The 20,404-nt window shown below is 60.6% G+C and carries 16 protein-coding genes; 9 read left to right on the forward strand and 7 right to left on the reverse strand.

Annotation, left to right across the window (positions count from 1 at the left end; all coding sequences use genetic code 11):
• Positions 1–195: 195 nt before the first annotated feature.
• The 4 genes from FHT84_RS22480 to FHT84_RS22495 all read right to left on the reverse strand — a co-directional run bounded on the left by FHT84_RS22480 (position 196) and on the right by FHT84_RS22495 (position 4,971).
• Complete coding sequence (locus tag FHT84_RS22480) at positions 196–1,317, reverse strand: Gfo/Idh/MocA family oxidoreductase (protein ID WP_183764007.1); 1,122 nt, start codon at positions 1,315–1,317, stop codon at positions 196–198.
• A 13-nt stretch (positions 1,318–1,330) separates the two neighbouring features.
• Complete coding sequence (locus FHT84_RS22485; protein WP_183764004.1) at positions 1,331–2,260, reverse strand: sugar phosphate isomerase/epimerase; 930 nt, start codon at positions 2,258–2,260, stop codon at positions 1,331–1,333.
• Positions 2,261–2,494: 234 nt separating this feature from the next.
• A complete protein-coding gene (locus tag FHT84_RS22490; protein WP_183764001.1) occupies positions 2,495–3,541 on the reverse strand; it encodes a LacI family transcriptional regulator in 1,047 nt (348 codons plus the stop codon).
• Positions 3,542–4,176: 635 nt separating this feature from the next.
• A complete protein-coding gene (locus FHT84_RS22495; protein WP_112342353.1) occupies positions 4,177–4,971 on the reverse strand; it encodes an aldolase/citrate lyase family protein in 795 nt (264 codons plus the stop codon).
• Between the two features lie 379 nt (positions 4,972–5,350).
• Between FHT84_RS22495 and ggt the strand changes: the two genes are divergently transcribed.
• Positions 5,351–6,958, forward strand: a complete 1,608-nt coding sequence (gene ggt, locus FHT84_RS22500; RefSeq protein WP_246713301.1) for a gamma-glutamyltransferase — start codon at positions 5,351–5,353, stop codon at positions 6,956–6,958.
• A gap of 58 nt (positions 6,959–7,016) precedes the next feature.
• On the opposite strand, the gene rhaI is transcribed toward ggt, so the two are convergent.
• Together rhaI and FHT84_RS22510 are read right to left on the reverse strand one after the other, a co-directional pair.
• Complete coding sequence (rhaI, locus tag FHT84_RS22505; RefSeq protein WP_183763998.1) at positions 7,017–8,309, reverse strand: L-rhamnose catabolism isomerase; 1,293 nt, start codon at positions 8,307–8,309, stop codon at positions 7,017–7,019.
• A 223-nt stretch (positions 8,310–8,532) separates the two neighbouring features.
• Positions 8,533–10,629: a bifunctional rhamnulose-1-phosphate aldolase/short-chain dehydrogenase gene (locus tag FHT84_RS22510; RefSeq protein ID WP_183763995.1), complete on the reverse strand. Its 2,097-nt coding sequence runs from the start codon at positions 10,627–10,629 to the stop codon at positions 8,533–8,535.
• A gap of 207 nt (positions 10,630–10,836) precedes the next feature.
• Between FHT84_RS22510 and FHT84_RS22515 the strand changes: the two genes are divergently transcribed.
• The 8 genes from FHT84_RS22515 to FHT84_RS22550 all read left to right on the forward strand — a co-directional run bounded on the left by FHT84_RS22515 (position 10,837) and on the right by FHT84_RS22550 (position 19,469).
• Complete coding sequence (locus FHT84_RS22515; protein ID WP_112342356.1) at positions 10,837–11,649, forward strand: DeoR/GlpR family DNA-binding transcription regulator; 813 nt, start codon at positions 10,837–10,839, stop codon at positions 11,647–11,649.
• A gap of 51 nt (positions 11,650–11,700) precedes the next feature.
• Entirely contained in the window at positions 11,701–12,696 is a 996-nt protein-coding gene (rhaS, locus tag FHT84_RS22520) for a rhamnose ABC transporter substrate-binding protein (protein ID WP_112342357.1), read from the forward strand.
• Between the two features lie 73 nt (positions 12,697–12,769).
• The gene (locus FHT84_RS22525) at positions 12,770–14,305 is read left to right on the forward strand and encodes a sugar ABC transporter ATP-binding protein (RefSeq protein ID WP_183763992.1); all 1,536 of its coding nucleotides are present in this window, start codon (positions 12,770–12,772) and stop codon (positions 14,303–14,305) included.
• 9 nt (positions 14,306–14,314) lie between these two features.
• Positions 14,315–15,319, forward strand: a complete 1,005-nt coding sequence (locus tag FHT84_RS22530) for an ABC transporter permease (protein ID WP_183763989.1) — start codon at positions 14,315–14,317, stop codon at positions 15,317–15,319.
• Positions 15,316–16,332, forward strand: a complete 1,017-nt coding sequence (locus FHT84_RS22535; RefSeq protein ID WP_183763986.1) for an ABC transporter permease — start codon at positions 15,316–15,318, stop codon at positions 16,330–16,332. Before FHT84_RS22530 ends, FHT84_RS22535 begins: the two co-directional genes overlap by 4 nt.
• The gene (gene rhaM / locus FHT84_RS22540; protein WP_183763983.1) at positions 16,329–16,655 is read left to right on the forward strand and encodes an L-rhamnose mutarotase; all 327 of its coding nucleotides are present in this window, start codon (positions 16,329–16,331) and stop codon (positions 16,653–16,655) included. Before FHT84_RS22535 ends, rhaM begins: the two co-directional genes overlap by 4 nt.
• A complete protein-coding gene (locus FHT84_RS22545) occupies positions 16,652–18,034 on the forward strand; it encodes an FGGY-family carbohydrate kinase (protein WP_183763980.1) in 1,383 nt (460 codons plus the stop codon). The genes rhaM and FHT84_RS22545 overlap by 4 nt, the downstream gene beginning before the upstream one ends.
• A 328-nt stretch (positions 18,035–18,362) precedes the next feature.
• On the forward strand, positions 18,363–19,469 hold the full coding sequence (locus tag FHT84_RS22550) for a branched-chain amino acid ABC transporter substrate-binding protein (RefSeq protein WP_183763977.1): 1,107 nt from the start codon (positions 18,363–18,365) through the stop codon (positions 19,467–19,469).
• An 84-nt stretch (positions 19,470–19,553) separates the two neighbouring features.
• Here the strand turns inward: FHT84_RS22550 and FHT84_RS22555 are convergent, their stop codons facing one another.
• Positions 19,554–20,378 carry a sugar phosphate isomerase/epimerase family protein gene (locus FHT84_RS22555; protein WP_113249736.1) on the reverse strand — a complete coding sequence of 275 codons (825 nt, stop codon included), beginning with the start codon at positions 20,376–20,378 and terminating at the stop codon, positions 19,554–19,556.
• Between the last annotated feature and the right edge of the window lie 26 nt (positions 20,379–20,404).

Raw genomic sequence — 20,404 nt, forward strand, 5'->3', positions numbered from 1 at the left:
TGATAGCGTTCTCCCAACGCCTGTGTTCAGCCGCCGCCGTCCACAGACATCGGGTGCCGAATTCAACGATCCTCCAAAACCGCGCCGCCGGGCCTCCGTTCCCAGCGGCAAGTGGTCAATGCTTCCTCTGGCATTGCCCCTTCGTCAAGCCTGCAACCCGAAAGGACCGCATTTTCCTGAACTCTATAGCGCAGCCTAGGCGAAACGTCCCTCATTAATTGTGCGCGCTATCGGATCCGGGCGGCCGCAACTGCTATGAATTGCAACCACGCCGCGTGATTGGGCAGAGCGTTCGAAAGCCGTCATGACTTCCAATGCGTGGAAGGCCAGTTCCGACGATACCCGATGTGGGCGCCCCGAGCGAAGGGAATCCACCATTTCGGCCGCGCCCAATCCGCGCAGGCCGAGATGGCCGGGCATACCTTCGGTGTAGGGATGATCGACCGGAATCTCCCGCCATGCTTCGTCCCCATCGCGGAATATTTCGACCTTGCCGGTGAAATTGTTCGGATCCGGCGTCACCATGGTGCCTTCGGAGCCGTAAAGCTCGATCTGATTGTGCCTGTGCTTGATAACGTCGAAGCTGGTGGCGATAGTGACGGTCGCACCGCTATGGAATTCCATCACGCCGGTCAGATGCGTCGGCACCAAGACCTTGATCGTCTCGCCGCGATGCGGATCGGCCTTCACCGTACGTTCGATACGAGTGATCTTCGCCGTGCCGAAGACCTCGCGCACCGGGCCGAGCAGTGCGATCAGGTTGGTGACGTAATAGGGGCCGACATCAAGCATCGGACCGCCGCCACGACCATAGAAGAAGGCGGGATTGGGGTGCCAGTGCTCGTGGCCAGGCAAAAGCAGCATTGCCGTTGCCGAGATCGTCTTGCCGATGCGCCCTTCGTCGAGCAGCCGGCGCGTCAGCTGGTGGCCGCCGCCGAGGAAGGTGTCGGGGGCACAGCCAAGCCGCAGATCCCCTGCCCGCGCGATCGCCATCAGGTCCTCCGCTTCGGCCATGGAAATGCCGAGCGGCTTTTCCGAATAGACATGCTTGCCGGCAAGCAGGGCCTTTTTGCTGATGGCATAATGCGAGACCGGCGTCGTCAGGTTGATGATCAGGCCGATTTCCGGGTCGGAGAGCATCGTATCGAGCGCCACGGCTTCGATTCCGAACTGCTCGGCGAGTTTGCGCGCCGATGCGTCGTAGAGATCGTAGACCGATTTCACGCGGATGAAATCGAACATGTGCAGGGTCGCGACATAGGTGGCGCTGATATTGCCGGCGCCGACGATGCCGACTTTCATGGGCTCGTTGCTCATTGGGATTTGCCTCTTACGAAATGGTGATATCAAGCTCTGCGGCAGCGGTGCGCAGATAGTTCATGCCGCGGCGCATCTCGTCGTCGAATTCTGCCGTCGCTTCGCGAAAATGCGTCCAGTGCGAGGCCCCAGGCGCATCTTCCAACTCCAGAGTGATCGGGCCGGAATAGCCGATGGTCCGAAGTGCCGCGAAGATCGCCTTCCAGTCGATCTTGCCGCGTCCAGGCCGCCAATGGGCGTTGGTATGACCCTCATTGTCGGAAAAATGCGTATTGAAGATGCGATCACCGAGTGCCAGCACGACGTAATGCGGCATGTCGCCAGCCGGAAAGAGATGGCTCGGGTCGAAATTCAGGCCGAGATTGGCAGCGCCGGTGCGCTCGATCAGGCGCAGCATGCCCTGACCGGAACTGACCCAGCGATAGGGGTGCGGCTCGATTGCAACCCTGAGATCGGCAGAGGCGGCAATTTCGCAGGCGCTGGCGAAACCTTCGACGACGGCGTCATATTCGCCTGTCCAATCCCATTGCTGCTCGACCGCCGCACTCCATTCCTGCGAAATCGGCCGCTGCAGGATCGGCTTGACCTCGGACTGAAACGGATAGGGCGTCATGCTTGTCACGACCGGCGTGCCGATGGCAGCGGCGACATCCATCCCGCGCTTGTAGCCATCGAGATCGACGGTCGAGAGGGGGGCATTCGCGGCGCGGTTGAACGGCAGATTGAAGAAGAAATTGGTGAGAATCAGCCCCTCCCCGTCAGCGATCGTCTTCAATTCACCAATGGTTTTGGGCGTATAGTAGCTCAGCATGTCCACCGACCATGCCGTCAGCTCGAACCCCTTGCAGCCGGTGCGGGCAAGCCGCCGGAGCGGCGCCTGATAGGGCGGATTCCAATTGAAGGTCCAAATTGGCGATCCGAAAAAAAGCGAGTTTCCGCTCATGTCATCCTCCTCCCCTCGGAATGCGACTACCTGTCAACGGCATGCGGAAATGACTTGCCCGCGAGCCTCCCAGCCCGCGTTCTCGTCATTCGTAACGTTACGATCACGAAAAACGAGACATCTGTCAACCCGATATTTTCTGGCCCATCGCAGCGAATTCTGGAAGAATAGAGGAATTCGTAACGTTACGAATACCTTCCGGAAATTCGCTCATCTTGCGCGCTGCGTCACTGTTTAACCGTGGCGGGCCTGGCTCTGATGATCGACGAAGGCGGCGCGGACGACTTCGCGCAGATCGGCCGGATCTTCGCCGGCGATCGCCCGATGCAGAAAGGCGGCCAAACGCTCGCCTATGGCATGGTTCGAATAGTGGAACGTGCTGAGCGGCGGATTGAAAAAGTCCGGCAGCGCCGTGCCGCCGTAAGTGATCAGAGCGAAGTCCTTGCCGGCCTGTCGTCCGGCGTCGCGCAGGCCGGCGAGGAACCCAAGCGCCGCTTCCTCGCTCGCGACGAAAGCGGCGCTCGCTTCAGGTTTCTGCACGGCTATGCGCTTTGCCATCTCGCGACCATTATCCGGGGTCGCGGTGGTAAAATGAATGCAGTCGTCCGGGACGTTCAGATGGCGCTCGGCAAAGGTCCTGCGCCAGCCGCGAACGAATTGCAGGCTGTAGGTGAATTGATGGCTGGGCGCGATCAGCAGCGGCATATGGTGCCCGGCATCCAGAAGCAGGCGCGCCGCCTCCGCGCCGATCACCTCATGGTCGAGGTCGATGCTCGGATGAACGCTCAAGAGTTCGGTACGGCCGAAAGTGACAAAGGGCATGCCGACCTCGAGCAGATATTTGACGCGGTCGTCCTGCGGGGTCGTATGCGTGATGACGATACCGTCGACCGATCCTTCTTCGACGATATCACGCACCGTCGCCAAGGGATCATCGGCCTGCAGTTGCGGTACGATCGTGGTCCGATAACCGCGCGCCTTCATGTAGCGCGAGGCGCCCTCGATCAGCGAGGCGACGACAATGTTCATCTCACCCTCGCGCCCGAAAGGCAGCACGATGCCGATGGCATGGGTCTTGCCGGTGCGAAGATTGATGCCACCGAGATTGGGACGATAGCCGAGCTCGCTTGCCGCCCGCTTGACCAGTTCGATCGTCTCCCGATTGACCTCGGGGCCTTCCTTCAAGGCGCGGCTGACGGTCGTGACGGACAGGCCGAGAGCGGTCGCAACCGTCCGCAGGGTCACGCGCTGGCCCGCCTCCCGCCGCAAACCGCGTCCCATCGCCAGTTCCTGCACTTTCGGCAAATCATTCCGCTCCGTCATATCGGCGCGAGAATGCCTGCAGCCCGACGAGGATGCAAGCACGGGCTGCGCTCAATGTGGGGGAGGGAAATGCGCGCGTGCACCGTCATTCCGAGACTCGTCACGCACATCGGGATACAACCCTAAGCATCGATATTCAGGTGGCGTTCAGAAAATCAATTTTAAGGTGCGTATGTTTCATCCTTCTATCACCGGGGAATCTCATGGATAAATATACGAGAACTGTTTTGACGATCATTGCCGTATCGCTTGTCGCCATCGCCATCCAAAACACGATCACGCCGGCGAAAGCCCGCGGCAGCTGTGGCGAAGAGTCGTATAATCCCTGCTTCGTAAAGCTCGTAAATTAACGGAGGCTGGAGCAGTTCACCGTTTCACGGAACTGCCAAACCGCTCTATCTCTTTGTTGTCTCGCAATTCCGGACCGAAAGCCGTTTGTGCAGTTCTCCGGAATTGCTTCAACGTTCGCCGCCCAGCATTCTGAATGCCTGGATCCGCCGGCGCCTTGATGGCAGCAGATCCAAAACCATCGTTCAATATCACGGAGTGAGCATCGGCTTATCCGGAACCATCTTGGTCAGGTCTGTAAGGCGTCAGCTCTGGTCCGCGATCTTGCGCGCAGCCTGGATGGCCGTGCGGGCACCTGCCCGCAGCTGCGCCGTTTCCGTACCGGCAATGACCAGATCGAGGCCGAGCTTCAAATATTGCCCGGCGCGATCGCCGTCGCCGCCAAAGGCGCAGACGATCTTGCCATGGGCGCGGCAGCGTGCAAGCGCGGTCGAAAGCGCCTGGTCGATCGCAGCACTCTCGGGCGCAAGCCGGGCACCATTCGAAAGCGCGATGGAAAGATCCGATGGGCCTATGAAGATGCCGTCGATACCATCAACGGCAAGAATCTCGTCGATCGCGTCGAGCGCTGTCCGGGTTTCGACCATCGCGATGGTAACGGTCAGGCTGTTGGCGCTCTGCAGATAGTCTTCCGCGGAAATGGCGAAATGATTGAGAGCAAGCGAGGGGCCCCAGCTGCGCTCGCCGAGCGGCGGATATTTGGTCGCCTTCACCAGGGCGCGTGCGTCATCTGCGGAATTGATCATCGGCGCGATAATGGCGGAGGCCCCGGCGTCCAGAAGCCGCGATGCCGATGCGAAGTCGCCGACCGGAATGCGGGCAATTGCCGGCTTGCCGGCAAGCCGGACATGCGCAATGCCGTTTGCGGCGGAAGCCATATCCCACATGCCGTGCTGCATATCCAGGACGAGCGTATCGAAATCTTCCTGCGCCAGATGGTTGACGAGCATCGCGTCGGGAATACCGACCCAGCCGGAGATCATGCCGCCATTTTCGCGGCGCTTCAGGCGTCCGGCAAAACCGTTAATGTCAATCGTCATCGTCTTTCCTCACCTATCCAGAACAGGCTCTGTCCTTCGAGACATCGGCCGATCACCCAATCATGAATCAACCGCATCGCTGCCCTCGACAATACTCAATTCCCGCTGTCGGACCACTCGAAAGTGATCGCCTGCTGCGCGAGAATCGGAAGAACGGGGCCTTCGCCGCTCCGATCGCACAGTCTAAGTTCGGTCTCCAATGTGTCGGACCGACATGACAAATATCCAGATATCTTCGCCGCTTGGGCACTCAGCGCCACCTCATATGCGGCAGCACGCAACCGAAAATCACCACTCGGCCAGTTCATCTCTTCCATGACCGCCAAAACACCGTAAAACACTAACGACGCCGCATCGCAGACGGATGGGTGCGGGACACATGGAGAGCATCGAAACCATGCAGCAGCGAGATTTTTTCAAGCCAGGCCGATCTGTCGCGATCTCCGACAAAGGCATGGCGGCAACTTCGCATCCACTGGCTACACTTGCCGCCGTCGACATTCTGCGAGCCGGTGGCAATGCCGTGGACGCTGCCGTCGCCTCAGTCGCACTGCAGTCCGTCATCGACCCGCACATGACGGGGATAGGCGGCGATTGCTTCGCGCTTTACAGCGCTGGCGGTGGTACGCCGGTCGGGCTGAACGGCTCGGGCCGTGCACCGAAGAAGGCAAATCTCGACTATTTCCTCGATAAGGGCTTTAGTGCCATCCCGGACGACAGCCCGCATGCCGTTACCATTCCCGGCGCGATCGATGCATGGTGCCGGCTGATAGGCTCCTATGGCCGGCTGGGCATGGATCGCGTTCTGGCCCCTGCAATCGCGGCTGCGGAAGAAGGCTATTGCGTCACGCCGCGCGTTGAACTCGATTGGCGCCGCTACAGCTATCGAGTGGCCAAATATCCGCAAGCGGCTGCCTATTTCCTGCCGAACGGCAAGGCGCCGCGCACCGGCGACCGTATTGCCAACCCGGCGCTTGCCGCCACCCTCAGAGCCGTCGCCAGAGATGGTCGGAACGCATTCTACCGCGGCCCTGTGGCCGAGGAGATCACTGCGCTTCTTCAATCGCTGGGTGGCCTGCACGAGGAAAGCGACTTCGCGGACTACAAGGCTTTCGACACGAAGCCTATTTCCGGCAAGTTCCGTGGCCGGGACCTTTTGGAATGCCCGCCGAACGGCCAGGGCCTGGCGGCGCTGCTGATCACCCGCATTCTCGACGGCTTCGACCTTCGCGATCCCAAGCTTTCCGAAGCCGACCGCATCCACCTGCATGCCGAAGCGACCAAGGCCGGTTACGCCATGCGCGACCAACTGATCTGCGATCCCGACCATCTCACTTTCGACATCGACGAATTGCTGTCCGATCGATCGGTCGCCGCCATGCGGGCGAAGATCAGCCTCGAGCGTGCCGCCGACACCAAGATCTGGGACGGACCGACGCATCGCGACACGGTCTATGTCTCCGTCGTCGATCGGGACGGCAACTCCATTTCCCTCATCAATTCCGTGTTCATGGCTTTCGGCAGCGGCATCTATGCGCCTCGCTCGGGCGTCTTGCTACAGAACCGCGGGGCCGGCTTCGTCGTCAAACCGGGCCATCCGAACGCCATCGGCCCCGGCAAGTTGCCCTTCCATACGATCATTCCGGCAATGCTGATGGAAAATGGCAAGGTGCGCATGAGTTTCGGCGTCATGGGCGGACAATATCAGGCAGCCGGCCATGCCCATATGCTCACCCAGATCCTTGATCGCGATCTCGATCCGCAGCAGGCGAGCGACCAACCGCGCAGCTTCTCCTTCGGCGGCAAGCTCTCGCTCGAGCCGACCATATCGGAGGAAACCCGGCGGGATCTGGAGCGACGCGGCCATGTCGTCGAATGGTCGGATGAACCGATCGGCGGCGCGCAGGCAATCATGATCGATCACGAGCGCGGCATCCTGCTCGGCGCATCCGACCACCGCAAGGATGGCATGGCGCTCGGTTATTGAGCAAAGCACTTTCGGCGGAGGGCATGAGGTCGCCCATCCGCCGGAATTACCGGGGGCGTCAGATGATCCCGCCACCGCCGGCAACGGATGCCGGACGTTCGCTGGCAACCTTGCGGCGATAGCCGCTTGCCCTGTAGGTGGCGACCGGATCGATGGCGCCGCCGGCGCGGCGGCGAGCTTCGGCCAGGATCGGCTCGACATCGGCGCGATAGGCGCGCTTCAGTGTTTCCGACGCCATCAGCGCGTCATTCGCATCCTGATAGCCGTCCAGTGCCTTACGATCGACAATCAGCGCCTGTGCGTAGGCGCGACGAATCTCGTTGGCACTGGAAATCAGGCTTTCGATGGGGTCCGTGACGTTATGCGACTGGTCGATCATATGCGCCGGATTGAAGTCGTTGACCCCGCGCCGCTCGGCATCGACCAGTTCGTTGAAGACGAGGAACAGGCGGTAGGGCTCGATGGCGCCGGCATCGAGATCGTCGTCGCCATACTTGGAATCGTTGAAATGGAAACCGCCGAGCTTGCCGAATTGGATGAGGCGCGCGACGATCATTTCGATATTGGTATTCGGCGCGTGGTGACCGAGATCGACGAGGCACTGCGCCTTGGGGCCGAGGGTCTGCGCGATCAGATAGTTGGTGCCCCAGTCCTGTACGACCGTAGAATAGAAGGCCGGCTCGTACATCTTGTGCTCTGAAAACAGCCGCCAGTCATCCGGCAGCGCCTTGTAGATATCGGCCATGGCGGCGAGATAGCGCTCGAAGGCCTTGGTGAAATTGGTCTGTCCCGGTAAGTTCGAGCCGTCGCCGATCCACACCGTCAGCGCCTTCGAGCCCAGCGCCTTGCCGATTTCGATGCATTCGATGTTGTGCTCGACGGCCTGGGAGCGGGTCGCAGCATCGACGTGGCTCAGCGAACCGAACTTGTAGGAATGCGCCTGACCGGGCGCATCGGAAAAGGTGTTGGAGTTCATAGCGTCGAAGCCGAGGCCGAGTGCATCGCCTTTCGCCTTCAATTCCCTCGCATCGGCCTTGTCCCAAGGAATGTGCAGCGAAACCCTTGGTGTTGCCCGCGTCAGCTGCTGAATGACGGCGCAATCATCGAGCTTGTCGAAGATGCCGCGTGGCTCGCCGGTGCCCGGGAAACGGGCGAAGCGCGTGCCGCCGGTGCCAACGCCCCAGGACGGAACAGCAACGAAGAATTCTGAAACTTTTTTGGTGACGGCTTCGATATCGATACCGCGCCGCGCGAGCGTGGCTCCGAGCGCCTCATAATCGGACTTCAGCGCGGCGGCGCGCTTGTCGTTTTCTGCAGCGACCAGATCGGGCGCAATTCTAAACTCGGCCATTCTTTCCTCCCATGTACGTCACTCAAAAATATCAGCGTCTCGATCAGCCTATTCCCTCTTCTCCCCCGCGGGGAGAAGATGCCCAACGGGCAGATGAGGGGGTAAGGAGCGAAGCGACGACCATCTTGAGCGTAAGCGAAAGATAAAACTGCATTTTCCACAGTCCCCCTCATCCGACCCTTCGGGCCACCTTCCCCCGCGGGGGAGAAGGAAGTGCGGCCAACTACCGCGTAAAGCTCTGCGCGTTGCCGGCGTCGACGTTGATGATATTACCGGTCGACTTGGCGGAAAGATCCGAGGCAAGAAAGTAGATCGCTTCGGCAATGTCCTCGGGGAAAACATTCAGCTTCAGCATCGAGCGCTTGCGATAATGTTCCTCCAGTTCGTCCACCTCGATCTTCGAGGAGGCGGCGCGCTGCTCCCGCCACTCGCCATTCCAGATCTTCGAGCCGCGCAACACGGCGTCGGGATTGACCGTGTTCACGCGGATGCCAGCTTCAGCCCCTTCCAGCGCCAGGCAGCGGGCCAGATGGATTTCGGCGGCTTTTGCCGTGCAGTAAGCGGCGGCATTCGGCGAGGAGGCCAAACCGTTCTTCGAGGCGACGAAGACGACATTGCCGCCGAGATTCTGGCGGCGGAACAGCCGGAAGGCCTCGCGCGAAACGAGGAAATAGCCAGTCGTAAGGATATCAATATTGCGGTTCCACATCGAAAGCTCGGTGCTCTCGATCGGCGCGGAAGACGCGATCCCGGCGTTTGAGACCAGAATATCGACGCCGCCAAATTCGACGCAAGCCTCGGCAAAGGAGGAGATGACGGCATCTTCCTTCGTCACGTCGAGCTTGACGCTGCGCACCGCATCCGCACCATATCGCTTGGCGAAATCGGCCTGTGTGCTCTCCAGCGCCGCCTGGTCGATGTCAGCCAGAACCACACAAGCGCCCTCGCCCACCAGGCGCGCGGCCGTGGCGCGGCCGATGCCGCCCGCGCCGCCGGTCACGAAAGCGACACGGCCGGCAAGGCTCTTCGGCTTCGGCATGCGCTGCAGCTTCGCCTCTTCCAGCAGCCAATATTCGATATCGAAGGCTTCCTGCTCCGGCAGGCCCTGATATTCGGAAACCGTGGAGGCGCCACGCATGACGTTGATGGCGTTGACATAGAACTCGCCGGCGATACGGGCAGTCGCCTTGTCGCGGGCAAAGGACAGCATGCCGACGCCGGGCACGAGGAAGATCACCGGGTTCGGGTCGCGCATGGCAGGCGAATTGTCGTGCTTGCAATCATTGTAGTAGCGCGCGTAGTCGGCACGATAATCTTCCAGCGCCTTGTCGAGGCCGGCGATGACCGCATCGACATCGGGCTTGGCCGGGTCGAAATCAACGATCAGTGGCCGGATCTTGGTGCGCAGGAAGTGATCCGGGCAGCTGGTGCCGAGCGCGCCGAGCGGGCGAAGGTTCTTCGAATTGACGAATTCGAGCACGGCATCCTGATCGTCGAAATCGCCGAGCTTACGCTCCGCCTTGCCGATGCGGCCGCGGATTTCAGGCATCAACCGGGCGGCGATCGCACGACGCTCCGCCTGCGGCAGGCTCTGGGTGATGGCACCGTCGAAAATCGTCTTGCCTTCCGTCTTGACTGCGAACCATTCGATCGCCTTGTTGATGATCGCGAGCGTCAGCTCGTAGCAGGCTTTGGCATCATCGGCCCAGGTGAAGAGACCATGGCTTTCGAGCACGACGCCCTTGGCATTCGGATGCGCCTTGACGAAGGCTTCGAGATCGAGGCCGAGCTGGAAGCCGGGACGGCGCCAGGGTAGCCAGCCGATATCGTCGCCGAAGATCTCGCGTGTCAGTTCGCGTGAATTCTTCGAGGCGGCGATGGCGATGATGGCATCCGGGTGCATGTGGTCGACATGGGTGAACGGCACGAAGCCATGCAGCGGCGTATCGATCGAAGCGGCGCGGGCGTTGAGGTTGAAAGTGCAATGCGGCAGGAAGCCGACCATGCGGTCCTCGTCGGCAACGCCCTGATAGATGTTCTTCAGGCTGTCGAGCTTGTCCTGATAAAGCGTGGCGAAACCGTCGAGCTTGATGGTGCCGACATCGCCGCCGGAGCCTTTGACCCAGAGCACCTTGACCATTTCGCCGGAGAGCGGATCGGTTTCCATGACCTTGGCCGACGTGTTGCCGCCGCCGTAGTTGGTGATACGCTTGTCGGCACCGAGCAGATTCGACCGATAGAGCAGCTTGCCCGGCTCATCGAGCCCATCAGCATATGCATCGTCCCAACGGTTTTCCAGAAGCTGAACGCCAGCCGCCATGTCATCCTCCCTTGAAATCAAGTCTTTCGGGCGGACCGGATTATGATGGCACCGCCCTTTGTGAGCAGGGTATCGCTCACGTATAGTCGCCTTGTCAATCGAAAACGATCAAATTCGATAATGTTGCGCTGCAATATGAAAGTTTATGATCGTTTGTGATTGACACATTATCGTATTTGCGAAATAACCGCCATCAAGGAGGAGCCGATGCACGAACGTGAACGCCATCGCATTATTCTGAGCGCCGTACAGGAAAAGTCCGTCGTCACGATTCAGGATATTTCCGAGCTGACCGAGGCTTCGGAAGCGACGATACGCCGTGATATCGCTGCCCTGCATGTACAGGGAAAGATCCGGCGCGTGCGCGGCGGCGCGGAATCCATCCATCCTCCCCAGCTTGGGAATCTGGCGGCACGGCCTTTTCGTGTATCCGAAGCCGTCAACATCGATAGGAAGCGCGCAATTGCGCGCAAGGCGGCCGAACTCTGTAATCCCGGTGACGCCATCATCATCAATGGCGGCACGACCACGTTTCAGCTGGTCCACTATATCTCGGCCTTCCGGCTGCAGGTGATGACCAATTCCTTCGCGATCGCCGAACACCTGGTCAAGCATTCGAAGAACAACGTGACGGTACCGGGCGGCGCGATCTATCGCGAACAAAGCCTGATCCTCTCGCCCTTCGACAACGATACGATCCGGAATTTCTACGCTCAGCGCATGTTCATCGGCGCGCAGGGCGTCGGCCCGCTCGGCATCATGGAAGCCGACGCGCTGGTCATCCAGAGCGAGCAGAAGCTCATGCGCCAGGCCGACGAGCTTGTCGTCATGGTCGATTCGAGCAAGTTCCGCCAGCGCTCCAGTCTGATCCTTTGCCCGCTCGAGCAGGTCTCGACCATCATCACCGACGACGGCATCACCGCCGAGACGGTGCGCATGATCGAGGATGCGGGCATCTCGCTCATCATTGCAAATGTTTCGGCTGAGGCCGAGGAGGAGGATTCCCCGTCGGTCGCATGAGACGCGGCTCAGGCGGGGTGAGCATGCCTATTAACTTTGGGAGGAAGTGACATGAATATTGCAAAGAAACTGGCGATCGGCGTCGCGCTCGCCGCAACGCTTTTCGCCGGCGCGGCCAGTGCAAAAGACGTCAAGATCGGTCTCGTGGTGAAGTCGCTGGGCAACGGCTTCTTTGAAGCCGCCAACAAGGGCGCACAGGAAGCCGCAAAGGATCTGGGCGGCGTGCAGGTGATCTATACCGGCCCGACTTCGACCACGGCCGAAGGTCAGATTGAAGTCATCAACTCGCTGATCGCGCAGGGCGTCGATGCCATCGCGATTTCGGCGAACGATCCTGATGCCGTCGTCCCGGCTCTCAAGAAGGCCACCCAGCGCGGCATCAAGGTGATCTCCTGGGATTCCGGTGTCGCCAAGGCCGGCCGTATCCTGCAGCTGAACCCCTCGTCCAACGAGCTGATCGGCAAGATGTGCCTGACGCTCGCCAAGGATCACCTCGACGGTGGCAAGGGCAATTTCGCCATCCTGTCGGCCACGACGACGTCGACGAACCAGAACATCTGGATCGGCGAGATGAAGAAGCAGCTGAAGGATTTCCCGGGCCTCAACCTGGTGACAACAGTCTATGGTGACGACCTCTCCGACAAGAGCTATCGTGAAGCCCAGGGCCTGTTGACCTCGCATCCGGAAGTCAAGGTCATCGTCGCTCCGACGACGGTCGGCGTGCTGGCCGCTTCGCAGGCCGTCAAGGATGCCGGCAAGATCGGCCAGGTCTACGTGACCGGTCTCGGCCTGCCGTCCGAAATGGCCGGCGCAATCAAGTCTGGGGCGACGAAGGAATTTGCGATCTGGAACCCGATCGATCTCGGCTATTCCGCGACGCAGATCGCCTATCGCCTGGTCAAGGGCGAGACCGACGGCAAGCCGGGCAGCGAGATCAATGCCGGCCGCATGGGCAAGATCAAGGTTGGCGAAAATGGCGAAGCCGCCATGGCCGATCCGTTCGTCTACAACGCCTCGAACATCGATCAGTTCTCCAAGGTTTTCTGATCGATACCAGCATTCGCAGCACTCCGGCGGCGTCAGCCGCCGGACCTGGTTTAACTGATCCGGTACATTGCTGATGACCACAGTCCTTCAACGCTCCATCGCGGACGCACCAGCCGCGAACAATCAGGCCATTCTGGAAATGCGCGGCATTTCCCAGATCTTTCCCGGCGTCAAGGCGCTGGATGGCGTCAGCATTTCGCTTTATCCCGGCAAGGTGACCGCGCTGATCGGCGAGAACGGCGCGGGCAAATCGACCCTCGTGAAGATTTTGACCGGCATCTATCGTCCGAATGAAGGCGAGATCCTCGTTGATGGCAAGCCGACAGCTTTCGCCAATGCACAAGCCGCGATCGATGCCGGCGTCACGGCTATTCATCAGGAAACCGTACTCTTCGACGAGCTGACTGTTGCCGAAAACATCTTCCTCGGCCATGCGCCGCGCACATCCTGGCGCACCATCGACTGGAAGAGCATGAACAACCGCTCGAGGGAACTTCTCCAATCGCTGGAAAGCGCCATCGATCCGACAACCCGACTAAAAGACCTCTCCATTGCGCAGCGGCATCTCGTGGCAATTGCACGCGCCTTGTCGATCGAGGCCCGCATCGTCATCATGGACGAGCCCACCGCCGCCCTTTCCCGCAAGGAGATCGACGATCTCTTCCGTATCGTCGAAGGCTTGAAGGTGAAGGGCAAGGCCATCCTCTTCATCAGCCATAAGTTCGACGAACTCTATGAGATCGCCGACAATTTCGTCGTCTTCCGCGACGGCCGCGCCGTGGGCCATGGCGAATTGAAGTCGACGCCGCAGGACGAGATCGTCCGCATGATGGTCGGACGCGACGTCAAGGACGCTTTCCCGAAAGTGCCCGTGACGATCGGCGACGCCGTTCTCGAAGTCGACAAATACTGTCACCGCACCGAATTCCGCGATATTTCCTTCAAGCTCAGGCGCGGCGAGATCCTTGGTGTCTACGGCCTGATCGGTGCCGGGCGATCCGAGCTTTGCCAATCGCTCTTCGGCATCACCAAACCGCTGTCCGGACGCCTGACGCTCGACGGACAGGAAATCCAAGTGCGATCGCCGCAGGATGCCATTGCCGCCGGCATCGTCTATGTGCCGGAAGAGCGTGGCCGCCACGGCCTGGCGCTGCCGATGCCGATCTATCAGAACATGTCGCTGCCCTCGCTCGGACGCACCTCGCGCAAGGGCTTCCTGAAGGCGGCCAACGAATTCGCTCTCGCCCGCAAATACGCCGAACGGCTGGATTTGCGCGCGGCCGCGCTTTCCGTGCCTGTGGGAACGCTCTCCGGCGGCAACCAGCAGAAGGTGGTCATCGGCAAGTGGCTCGCGACGCAGCCGAAGATCATCATTCTGGATGAGCCCACCAAGGGGATCGATATCGGCTCGAAGGCCGCCGTCCACGGCTTCATCAGCGAGTTGGCGGCCGAGGGCCTCAGCATCATCATGATCTCCTCCGAACTGCCCGAGATCCTCGGCATGTCGGATCGTGTGCTGGTCATGAAGGAGGGTCTGTCCGCAGGCCTGTTCGAGCGCGAGGGACTGACGCCGGAAACGCTGGTGCGCGCCGCCACGGGTAATGCATAGGAGGACGGGATGCCACGCATCCTCAAAAAGCGCGAAACTCTGCTCGCCATCATCATCGTCGTGATGATCGCCGGTTTCGCAACGCGTGCGGCCGGCTTTGCCGAGCCCGCCAATCTCGCCAATATCTTCAACGACACATCGATCCTCATCATCCTGGCCCTTGCCCAAATGACGGTGATCCTGACGAAGTCGATCGATCTGTCCGTCGCCGCCAATCTGGCGCTGACAGGCATGGCGGTTGCGATGCTGAATGCGGCCTATCCCGATATTCCGCTGATCGCCCTCGTTATTACCGCGATCCTGATGGGTGCGGTTCTCGGCGCCATCAACGGTTATCTCGTCTGGGCGCTCGAAATCCCGCCGATCGTCGTAACGCTCGGCACCCTCACGATCTATCGCGGCATGGCTTTCGTGCTGTCGGGCGGCGCCTGGGTCAATGCGCATCAGTTCACGCCGATTTTCCTGAACGTGCCGCGCACGCAGCTTCTCGGCCTGCCGGTGCTTGCCTGGATCGGCATCGCCATCGTGCTGATGATGTATCTGGTGCTGCGCTATACGCCGTTCGGCCGCTCGGCCTATGCGAGCGGCGGCAATCCGGTTGCCGCCGTCTATGCCGGCATCGACGTCGGCTGGACGCGCTTCCTCGCCTTCGTCCTCTCCGGCGCGCTCGCGGGGCTAAGCGGCTATCTCTGGGTGTCGCGCTATGCGGTTGCCTATGTCGATATCGCCAATGGTTTCGAACTCGATAGCGTGGCGGCCTGCGTCATCGGCGGCATTTCGATTGCCGGCGGCGTAGGCTCGGTTGCCGGCGCTGTCCTGGGCGCCCTCTTCCTCGGCGTCATCAAGAACGCGCTTCCGGTCATCGGCATCTCGCCGTTCACGCAGATGGCGATATCAGGCACCGTCATCATTCTTGCCGTCGTCTTCAACGCCCGGCGCGAACGCAACCGCGGCCGCATCATCCTGCGGGATCAGGCCGCAAAGGACACCGCCAGCCAGGGAGCACACGCATGAGCAACGGTTCGCAAGCGGCAGCCGCGGAAAAGCGCGTCATTCCGGATCGCCTCGGCACGCCTTTCAAGCGAATCATGGCGAGCTGGGAAACGCTGCTTTTCGGCGTCGCGGTCGCGATCTTCATCTTCAATTCGCTGGCTTCGCCCTATTTCCTCGATCCCTTCAATCTCTCGGACGCGACCTTCAATTTTACCGAAAAGGCGATGATCGCCTTCGCCATGGCGCTGCTGGTGATTGCTGGCGAAATCGACCTCTCGGTCGCGGCCATCATCGCGCTGGCGTCAACAGCGATGGGCGCCGCCGCGCAACTGGGCGTCGACACGCCCGGCCTCGTCGCGATCGGCATCGGCGTCGGCCTCGTCTGCGGCATCTTCAACGGCTTCCTGGTTTCGGTGCTGAAGCTGCCGTCGATCGTCGTCACCATCGGCACGATGAGCCTGTTTCGCGGCATTTCCTATATCGTGCTGGGCGACCAGGCCTATGGCAATTATCCGGATAGTTTCGCCTATTTTGGCCAGGGTTATGTCGTCTGGGTCTTCTCCTTCGAATTCGTGCTCTTCATCGTGCTTGCGATCGCCTTCGCGATCCTGCTGCATGCGACGAATTTCGGCCGGCAGGTCTATACGATCGGCAATAATGATTTCGCGGCGCGTTTCTCCGGCATTCCGGTCGAGCGGATCAAATTCATCCTGTTCCTCCTGACGGGCATCATGAGCGGCATTGCCGCCGTCTGCCTCACTTCGCGCCTCGGCTCGACACGCCCTTCGATCGCGCTCGGCTGGGAACTGGAGGTGGTGACCATGGTCGTGCTCGGCGGCGTGTCGATCCTCGGCGGTTCAGGCACGATCGGCGGCGTTGTCATCGCCGCCTTCGTCATGGGCCTCGTCACCTTCGGCCTCGGCCTGCTCAATGTTCCCGGCATCGTCATGTCGATCTTCATCGGCCTCCTCCTCATCATCACCATCGCGCTGCCGATCATTGCCCGGCGCATCAGGACCATGAGCTCCAAATGACTGTTGTTCTCGAACGCCACGCCGTCAAAATGACGCTCAATCCTGGCATGGAAGCTGAATACCGGAAGCGGCATGATGAAATCTGGCCCGAGCTGGTCGATCTGCTGCATCAGACCGGCGTCAGCGACTATTCGATCCATCTAGACCGCGAGACGAACACGCTCTTCGGCGTGCTGACACGACCGAAGGATCACGCCATGGCGAGCCTGCCAGAGCATCCGGTCATGAAGAAGTGGTGGGCGCATATGGCCGACATCATGGCAACCAATTCTGACAATTCGCCTGTTCAGAGCGACCTGATCACGGTTTTTCATCTGCCATGAGCACGACCCGATCCTATCGCCATATCGCGGTCATCGATATCGGCAAGACCAACGCCAAGGTCGTCGTGCTCGATGCAGAAACAGGTGCCGAGATTGCCGCCGTCAAGACTGCGAACAGCGTTTTGAAATCGGGCTCCTACCCGCACTACGATATCGAAGGGCTGTGGGATTTTATCGTCTCGGCCCTCAAGGGTTTTGCCGCCACACCGGAATTCGATGTCATATCGATCACCACGCACGGCGCATCCGCTGTAATGCTGGCGGCGGATGGCAGCCTTGCCATGCCGGTTCTCGACTACGAGCACGGCTATCCTCAAGCCGTTCAGGATGCCTATGCGCAATTGCGGCCGGACTTCAGCGAGACGTTTTCGCCCGGGCTGTCGGCCGGACTGAATGTCGGTGCGCAGATTCATTATCTGAAAAAGACCTTCCCGGCGGATTTCGCCCGCGTCGCGACGATCCTGACCTATCCGCAATATTGGGCGTTTCGCCTGACCGGCGTTACTGCTAACGAGGTGACCTCGCTCGGCTGCCATACCGATCTCTGGAATCCGACGACGCAAAGCTACTCCTCCCTCGTCGACACGCTTGGCATCCGCGCTTTGATGGCGCCCGTCCGCTCGGCTTTCGACGCGCTCGGGCCGGTCTTGCCGCCGCTTGCCGCCGAAATGGGGCTGGCAAAGGCGGTGCTTGTCTATTGCGGCATCCATGACTCCAACGCCTCGCTTCTGCCGCATCTGGTGGAAAACGAAGCCCCCTTTGCGGTCGTCTCGACGGGAACCTGGGTCATCAGCTTCGGCGTCGGCGGCGATCTCGACCATCTCGATACCAAGCGCGACGCGCTTGCCAATGTCGATGCCTATGGGCGCGCCGTGCCGTCGGCGCGGTTCATGGGCGGCCGTGAGTTCGAGATCCTCCTGGCCGATATCGGTCCTGCGCCGGCCGATGCCGTCGAAAGCGCCCTTGAAACGGTGATCGAGAAAGGCCTCATGCTGTTGCCCAATGTGGTCGAGGGCTCCGGTCCGTTTCCGGGCAGGAAAATGCGATGGATCGGCAACGCGACTGACTCCGTCGAACGGCTCGCAGCCGTCAGCCTCTATCTCGCCATGATGACGGAAGCCTGCCTTGATCTGATCGGCGCCAAGGGGCCGATCTTCGTCGAAGGGCCGTTTGCTTTCAATCGTGCCTATCTCGTCGCACTGGCGGCGGTAACCGGCAAGAACGTCATTGCCTTGCCGGGTTCGACCGGGACAAGCCAGGGCGCGGCGCTGCTGACGGGAATTCGCCCACCTTCCGCCACGGAAAACGTGCCGATCTGCGCGGATTTGCGCGGATTACGACACTACAGGCACGCTTGGCAGAAAGCTCTGGAAGATTAGTTTCGGCTGAATGAAGTCCGGCGGCAAATTGCAGGCCACGCCTCGACCCTTGATTGCGGAAATATAGCAACCAGCCGACGATGAGGAATCGCGAAAAATCGTCAAAATTGTCTTTGCGACGGTTATTTTCTTGCGGAATCGTCGCAACATTCCTACACAAAATAGCCTCATGAGCGTTTTCGAGATCAAAAAATGTCCGAAGGCGGTCATCGGCTTCGATATCAGCTTTGTCTCTTTAAAAGAACGCCTCACGGCAGGTTGCGCGTCGAGACAGGCGATTGCGGGCGGTTTCAAAAGGCGCTGCCGCGTCCATCCAAGGAGAGCTAACATGAGTCTGAAGACATTGACGGCCGCGACCTTCGTCGCTTCGCTGGCCTTCGCACCTCTCGCGCATGCGGACATCACCATCGGCCTCATCGCACCGCTGACCGGCCCGGTCGCGGCCTATGGCGAGCAGGTCAAGAATGGCGCACAGACTGCCGTCGACGAAATCAACAAGAGCGGCGGCGTTCTCGGCCAGAAGCTCGTCCTGAAGCTCGGCGATGATGCCGGCGATCCGAAGCAGGGCGTCTCCGTCGCCAACGGCTTCGTCGGCGGGAGCGTCCGCTTCGTCGTCGGCCCGGTTACGTCAGGCGTTGCCATTCCGGTTTCCGACGCGCTGGCCGAAAACGGCATTCTGATGGTCACGCCGACTGCGACTGCCCCGGGCCTGACCAACCGCGGCCTGACCAATGTCCTGCGTACCTGCGGCCGAGATGACCAGCAGGCCATCGTTGCCGGCGAATATGTCGTGAAGAACTTCAAGGACAAGAAGATCGCGATCCTCAACGACAAGGGTGCCTACGGCAAGGGCCTGGCGGACGCCTTCAAGGCAGCGATCAACAAGGGCGGCGTCACCGAAGTCGTCAACGACTCGCTGACCCCCGGCGAGAAGGACTACAGCGCTCTGACGACAAAGCTGAAGCAGGCCGGCGTCGAAGTGATCTACTTCGGCGGCTATCATCCGGAGGCAGGTCTGCTGGCCCGCCAGCTGCACGACATCTCCGTCAAGGCTCAGATCATCGGCGGCGACGGCCTGTCCAACACCGAATATTGGGCAATCGCCAACGATTCGGCTGCCGGCACGCTCTTCACCAACGCGTCTGACGCGCTGAAGAACCCGGCTTCGCAGAGCGCCGTTGCCGCCCTGAAGGCGCGTAACATTCCGGCCGAAGCCTTCACGCTGAACGCCTATGCTGCCGTCGAAGTGCTGAAGGCCGGCATCGAGAAGGCCGGCAAGGCAGATGATGCCGAAGCCGTCGGTACCGCTCTGAAGAAGGGCGAGCCGGTCGACACCGCCATCGGCAAGGTCACCTATGGCGAAACCGGCGACCTGACCTCGCAGAGCTTCTCGCTCTACAAGTGGGAAGGCGGCAAGATCGTTTCGGCCGAATAAGCCGTCACTTCATCGCTTTGAAAGAGAGCCGGGCCATTTCTTGGCCCGGTTTTTTATTGGCGATGCTGCCTCGGCCACCGCAGCTCAGCAAACGGCGCGGAAGCGTTCGATGCAGGTGGAAAGAACCTCTTCACCCAGCCGTTTCCACCAATTGTTCTGAGAGAAGATCTCGACCTCCTGCAGGCCGAAAAAACCGGCTTTCTCGATCTCGGCGCGAATACGCTTCAGGTCGATGACGCCGTCCCCCATCATGCCGCGATCGAGCAGCAGGTCCGTGGTCGGTACCAGCCAGTCGCAGATGTGATGTGCCAGAATACGCCCGCCTGCGCCGGCGCGGGCGATCTGCTCATGAAGCTTGGGGTCCCACCAGACATGGTAGACGTCGATCGCGACACCGATGCCATCGCCCAGAAGATCACAGATGTCGAGCGCCTGCTCCAGCGTGTTCACGCAGGCGCGGTCGGCCGCATACATCGGGTGCAGCGGCTCGATCGCGATCGGAATGCCGGCACTGCGGGCATGCGGCAGGATCGCCGCGATACCGTCCGCCACCATCTGGCGGGCATGGGCGATATCTCTCGATCCCTCCGGCAAGCCGCCGACAACGAGAACGAGGCAATCGGCATTCAGCGCCGCCGCTTCGTCGATCGCCCGCTTGTTGTCATCGATCGCGGCTGCCCTGCCCTCGGCATCTGTGGCAGGAAACATGCCGCCGCGGCAAAGGCCGGTCACCTTGAGCCTGTTGTCGGCAACGATGCGAGCGGCTTCGGAAAGTCCGATCTTGTGGACCTGATCACGCCACGGCGCGATGGCGACGATATCCTGCTTCAGGCAGGCTTCCACCGCCTGGCGCATGTCATATTGCTGGCGCACCGTCGCCAGATTGATGGACAGACCCTCTATGGCCATCGTGATGATCCTCCCCCGATCTTACC

Source organism: Rhizobium sp. BK289 (assembly GCF_014193575.1).
Taxonomy (GTDB): Bacteria; Pseudomonadota; Alphaproteobacteria; order Rhizobiales; family Rhizobiaceae; genus Rhizobium; species Rhizobium tropici_C.

Excerpts from the sequence above, each read along its gene's own strand:
- FHT84_RS22550 (WP_183763977.1), top strand. The coding sequence starts at position 18,363 with ATGAGTCTGAAGACATTGACGGCCGCGACCTTCGTCGCTTCGCTGGCC.
- FHT84_RS22510 (WP_183763995.1), bottom strand. The coding sequence starts at position 10,629 with ATGGCGGCTGGCGTTCAGCTTCTGGAAAACCGTTGGGACGATGCATAT.
- FHT84_RS22485 (WP_183764004.1), bottom strand. The coding sequence starts at position 2,260 with ATGAGCGGAAACTCGCTTTTTTTCGGATCGCCAATTTGGACCTTCAAT.
- FHT84_RS22495 (WP_112342353.1), bottom strand. The coding sequence starts at position 4,971 with ATGACGATTGACATTAACGGTTTTGCCGGACGCCTGAAGCGCCGCGAA.
- FHT84_RS22515 (WP_112342356.1), top strand. The coding sequence starts at position 10,837 with ATGCACGAACGTGAACGCCATCGCATTATTCTGAGCGCCGTACAGGAA.
- FHT84_RS22530 (WP_183763989.1), top strand. The coding sequence starts at position 14,315 with ATGCCACGCATCCTCAAAAAGCGCGAAACTCTGCTCGCCATCATCATC.
- ggt (WP_246713301.1), top strand. The coding sequence starts at position 5,351 with ATGGAGAGCATCGAAACCATGCAGCAGCGAGATTTTTTCAAGCCAGGC.
- FHT84_RS22480 (WP_183764007.1), bottom strand. The coding sequence starts at position 1,317 with ATGAGCAACGAGCCCATGAAAGTCGGCATCGTCGGCGCCGGCAATATC.
- FHT84_RS22490 (WP_183764001.1), bottom strand. The coding sequence starts at position 3,541 with ATGGGACGCGGTTTGCGGCGGGAGGCGGGCCAGCGCGTGACCCTGCGG.
- rhaI (WP_183763998.1), bottom strand. The coding sequence starts at position 8,309 with ATGGCCGAGTTTAGAATTGCGCCCGATCTGGTCGCTGCAGAAAACGAC.
- rhaS (WP_112342357.1), top strand. The coding sequence starts at position 11,701 with ATGAATATTGCAAAGAAACTGGCGATCGGCGTCGCGCTCGCCGCAACG.
- rhaM (WP_183763983.1), top strand. The coding sequence starts at position 16,329 with ATGACTGTTGTTCTCGAACGCCACGCCGTCAAAATGACGCTCAATCCT.
- FHT84_RS22525 (WP_183763992.1), top strand. The coding sequence starts at position 12,770 with ATGACCACAGTCCTTCAACGCTCCATCGCGGACGCACCAGCCGCGAAC.
- FHT84_RS22545 (WP_183763980.1), top strand. The coding sequence starts at position 16,652 with ATGAGCACGACCCGATCCTATCGCCATATCGCGGTCATCGATATCGGC.
- FHT84_RS22535 (WP_183763986.1), top strand. The coding sequence starts at position 15,316 with ATGAGCAACGGTTCGCAAGCGGCAGCCGCGGAAAAGCGCGTCATTCCG.
- FHT84_RS22555 (WP_113249736.1), bottom strand. The coding sequence starts at position 20,378 with ATGGCCATAGAGGGTCTGTCCATCAATCTGGCGACGGTGCGCCAGCAA.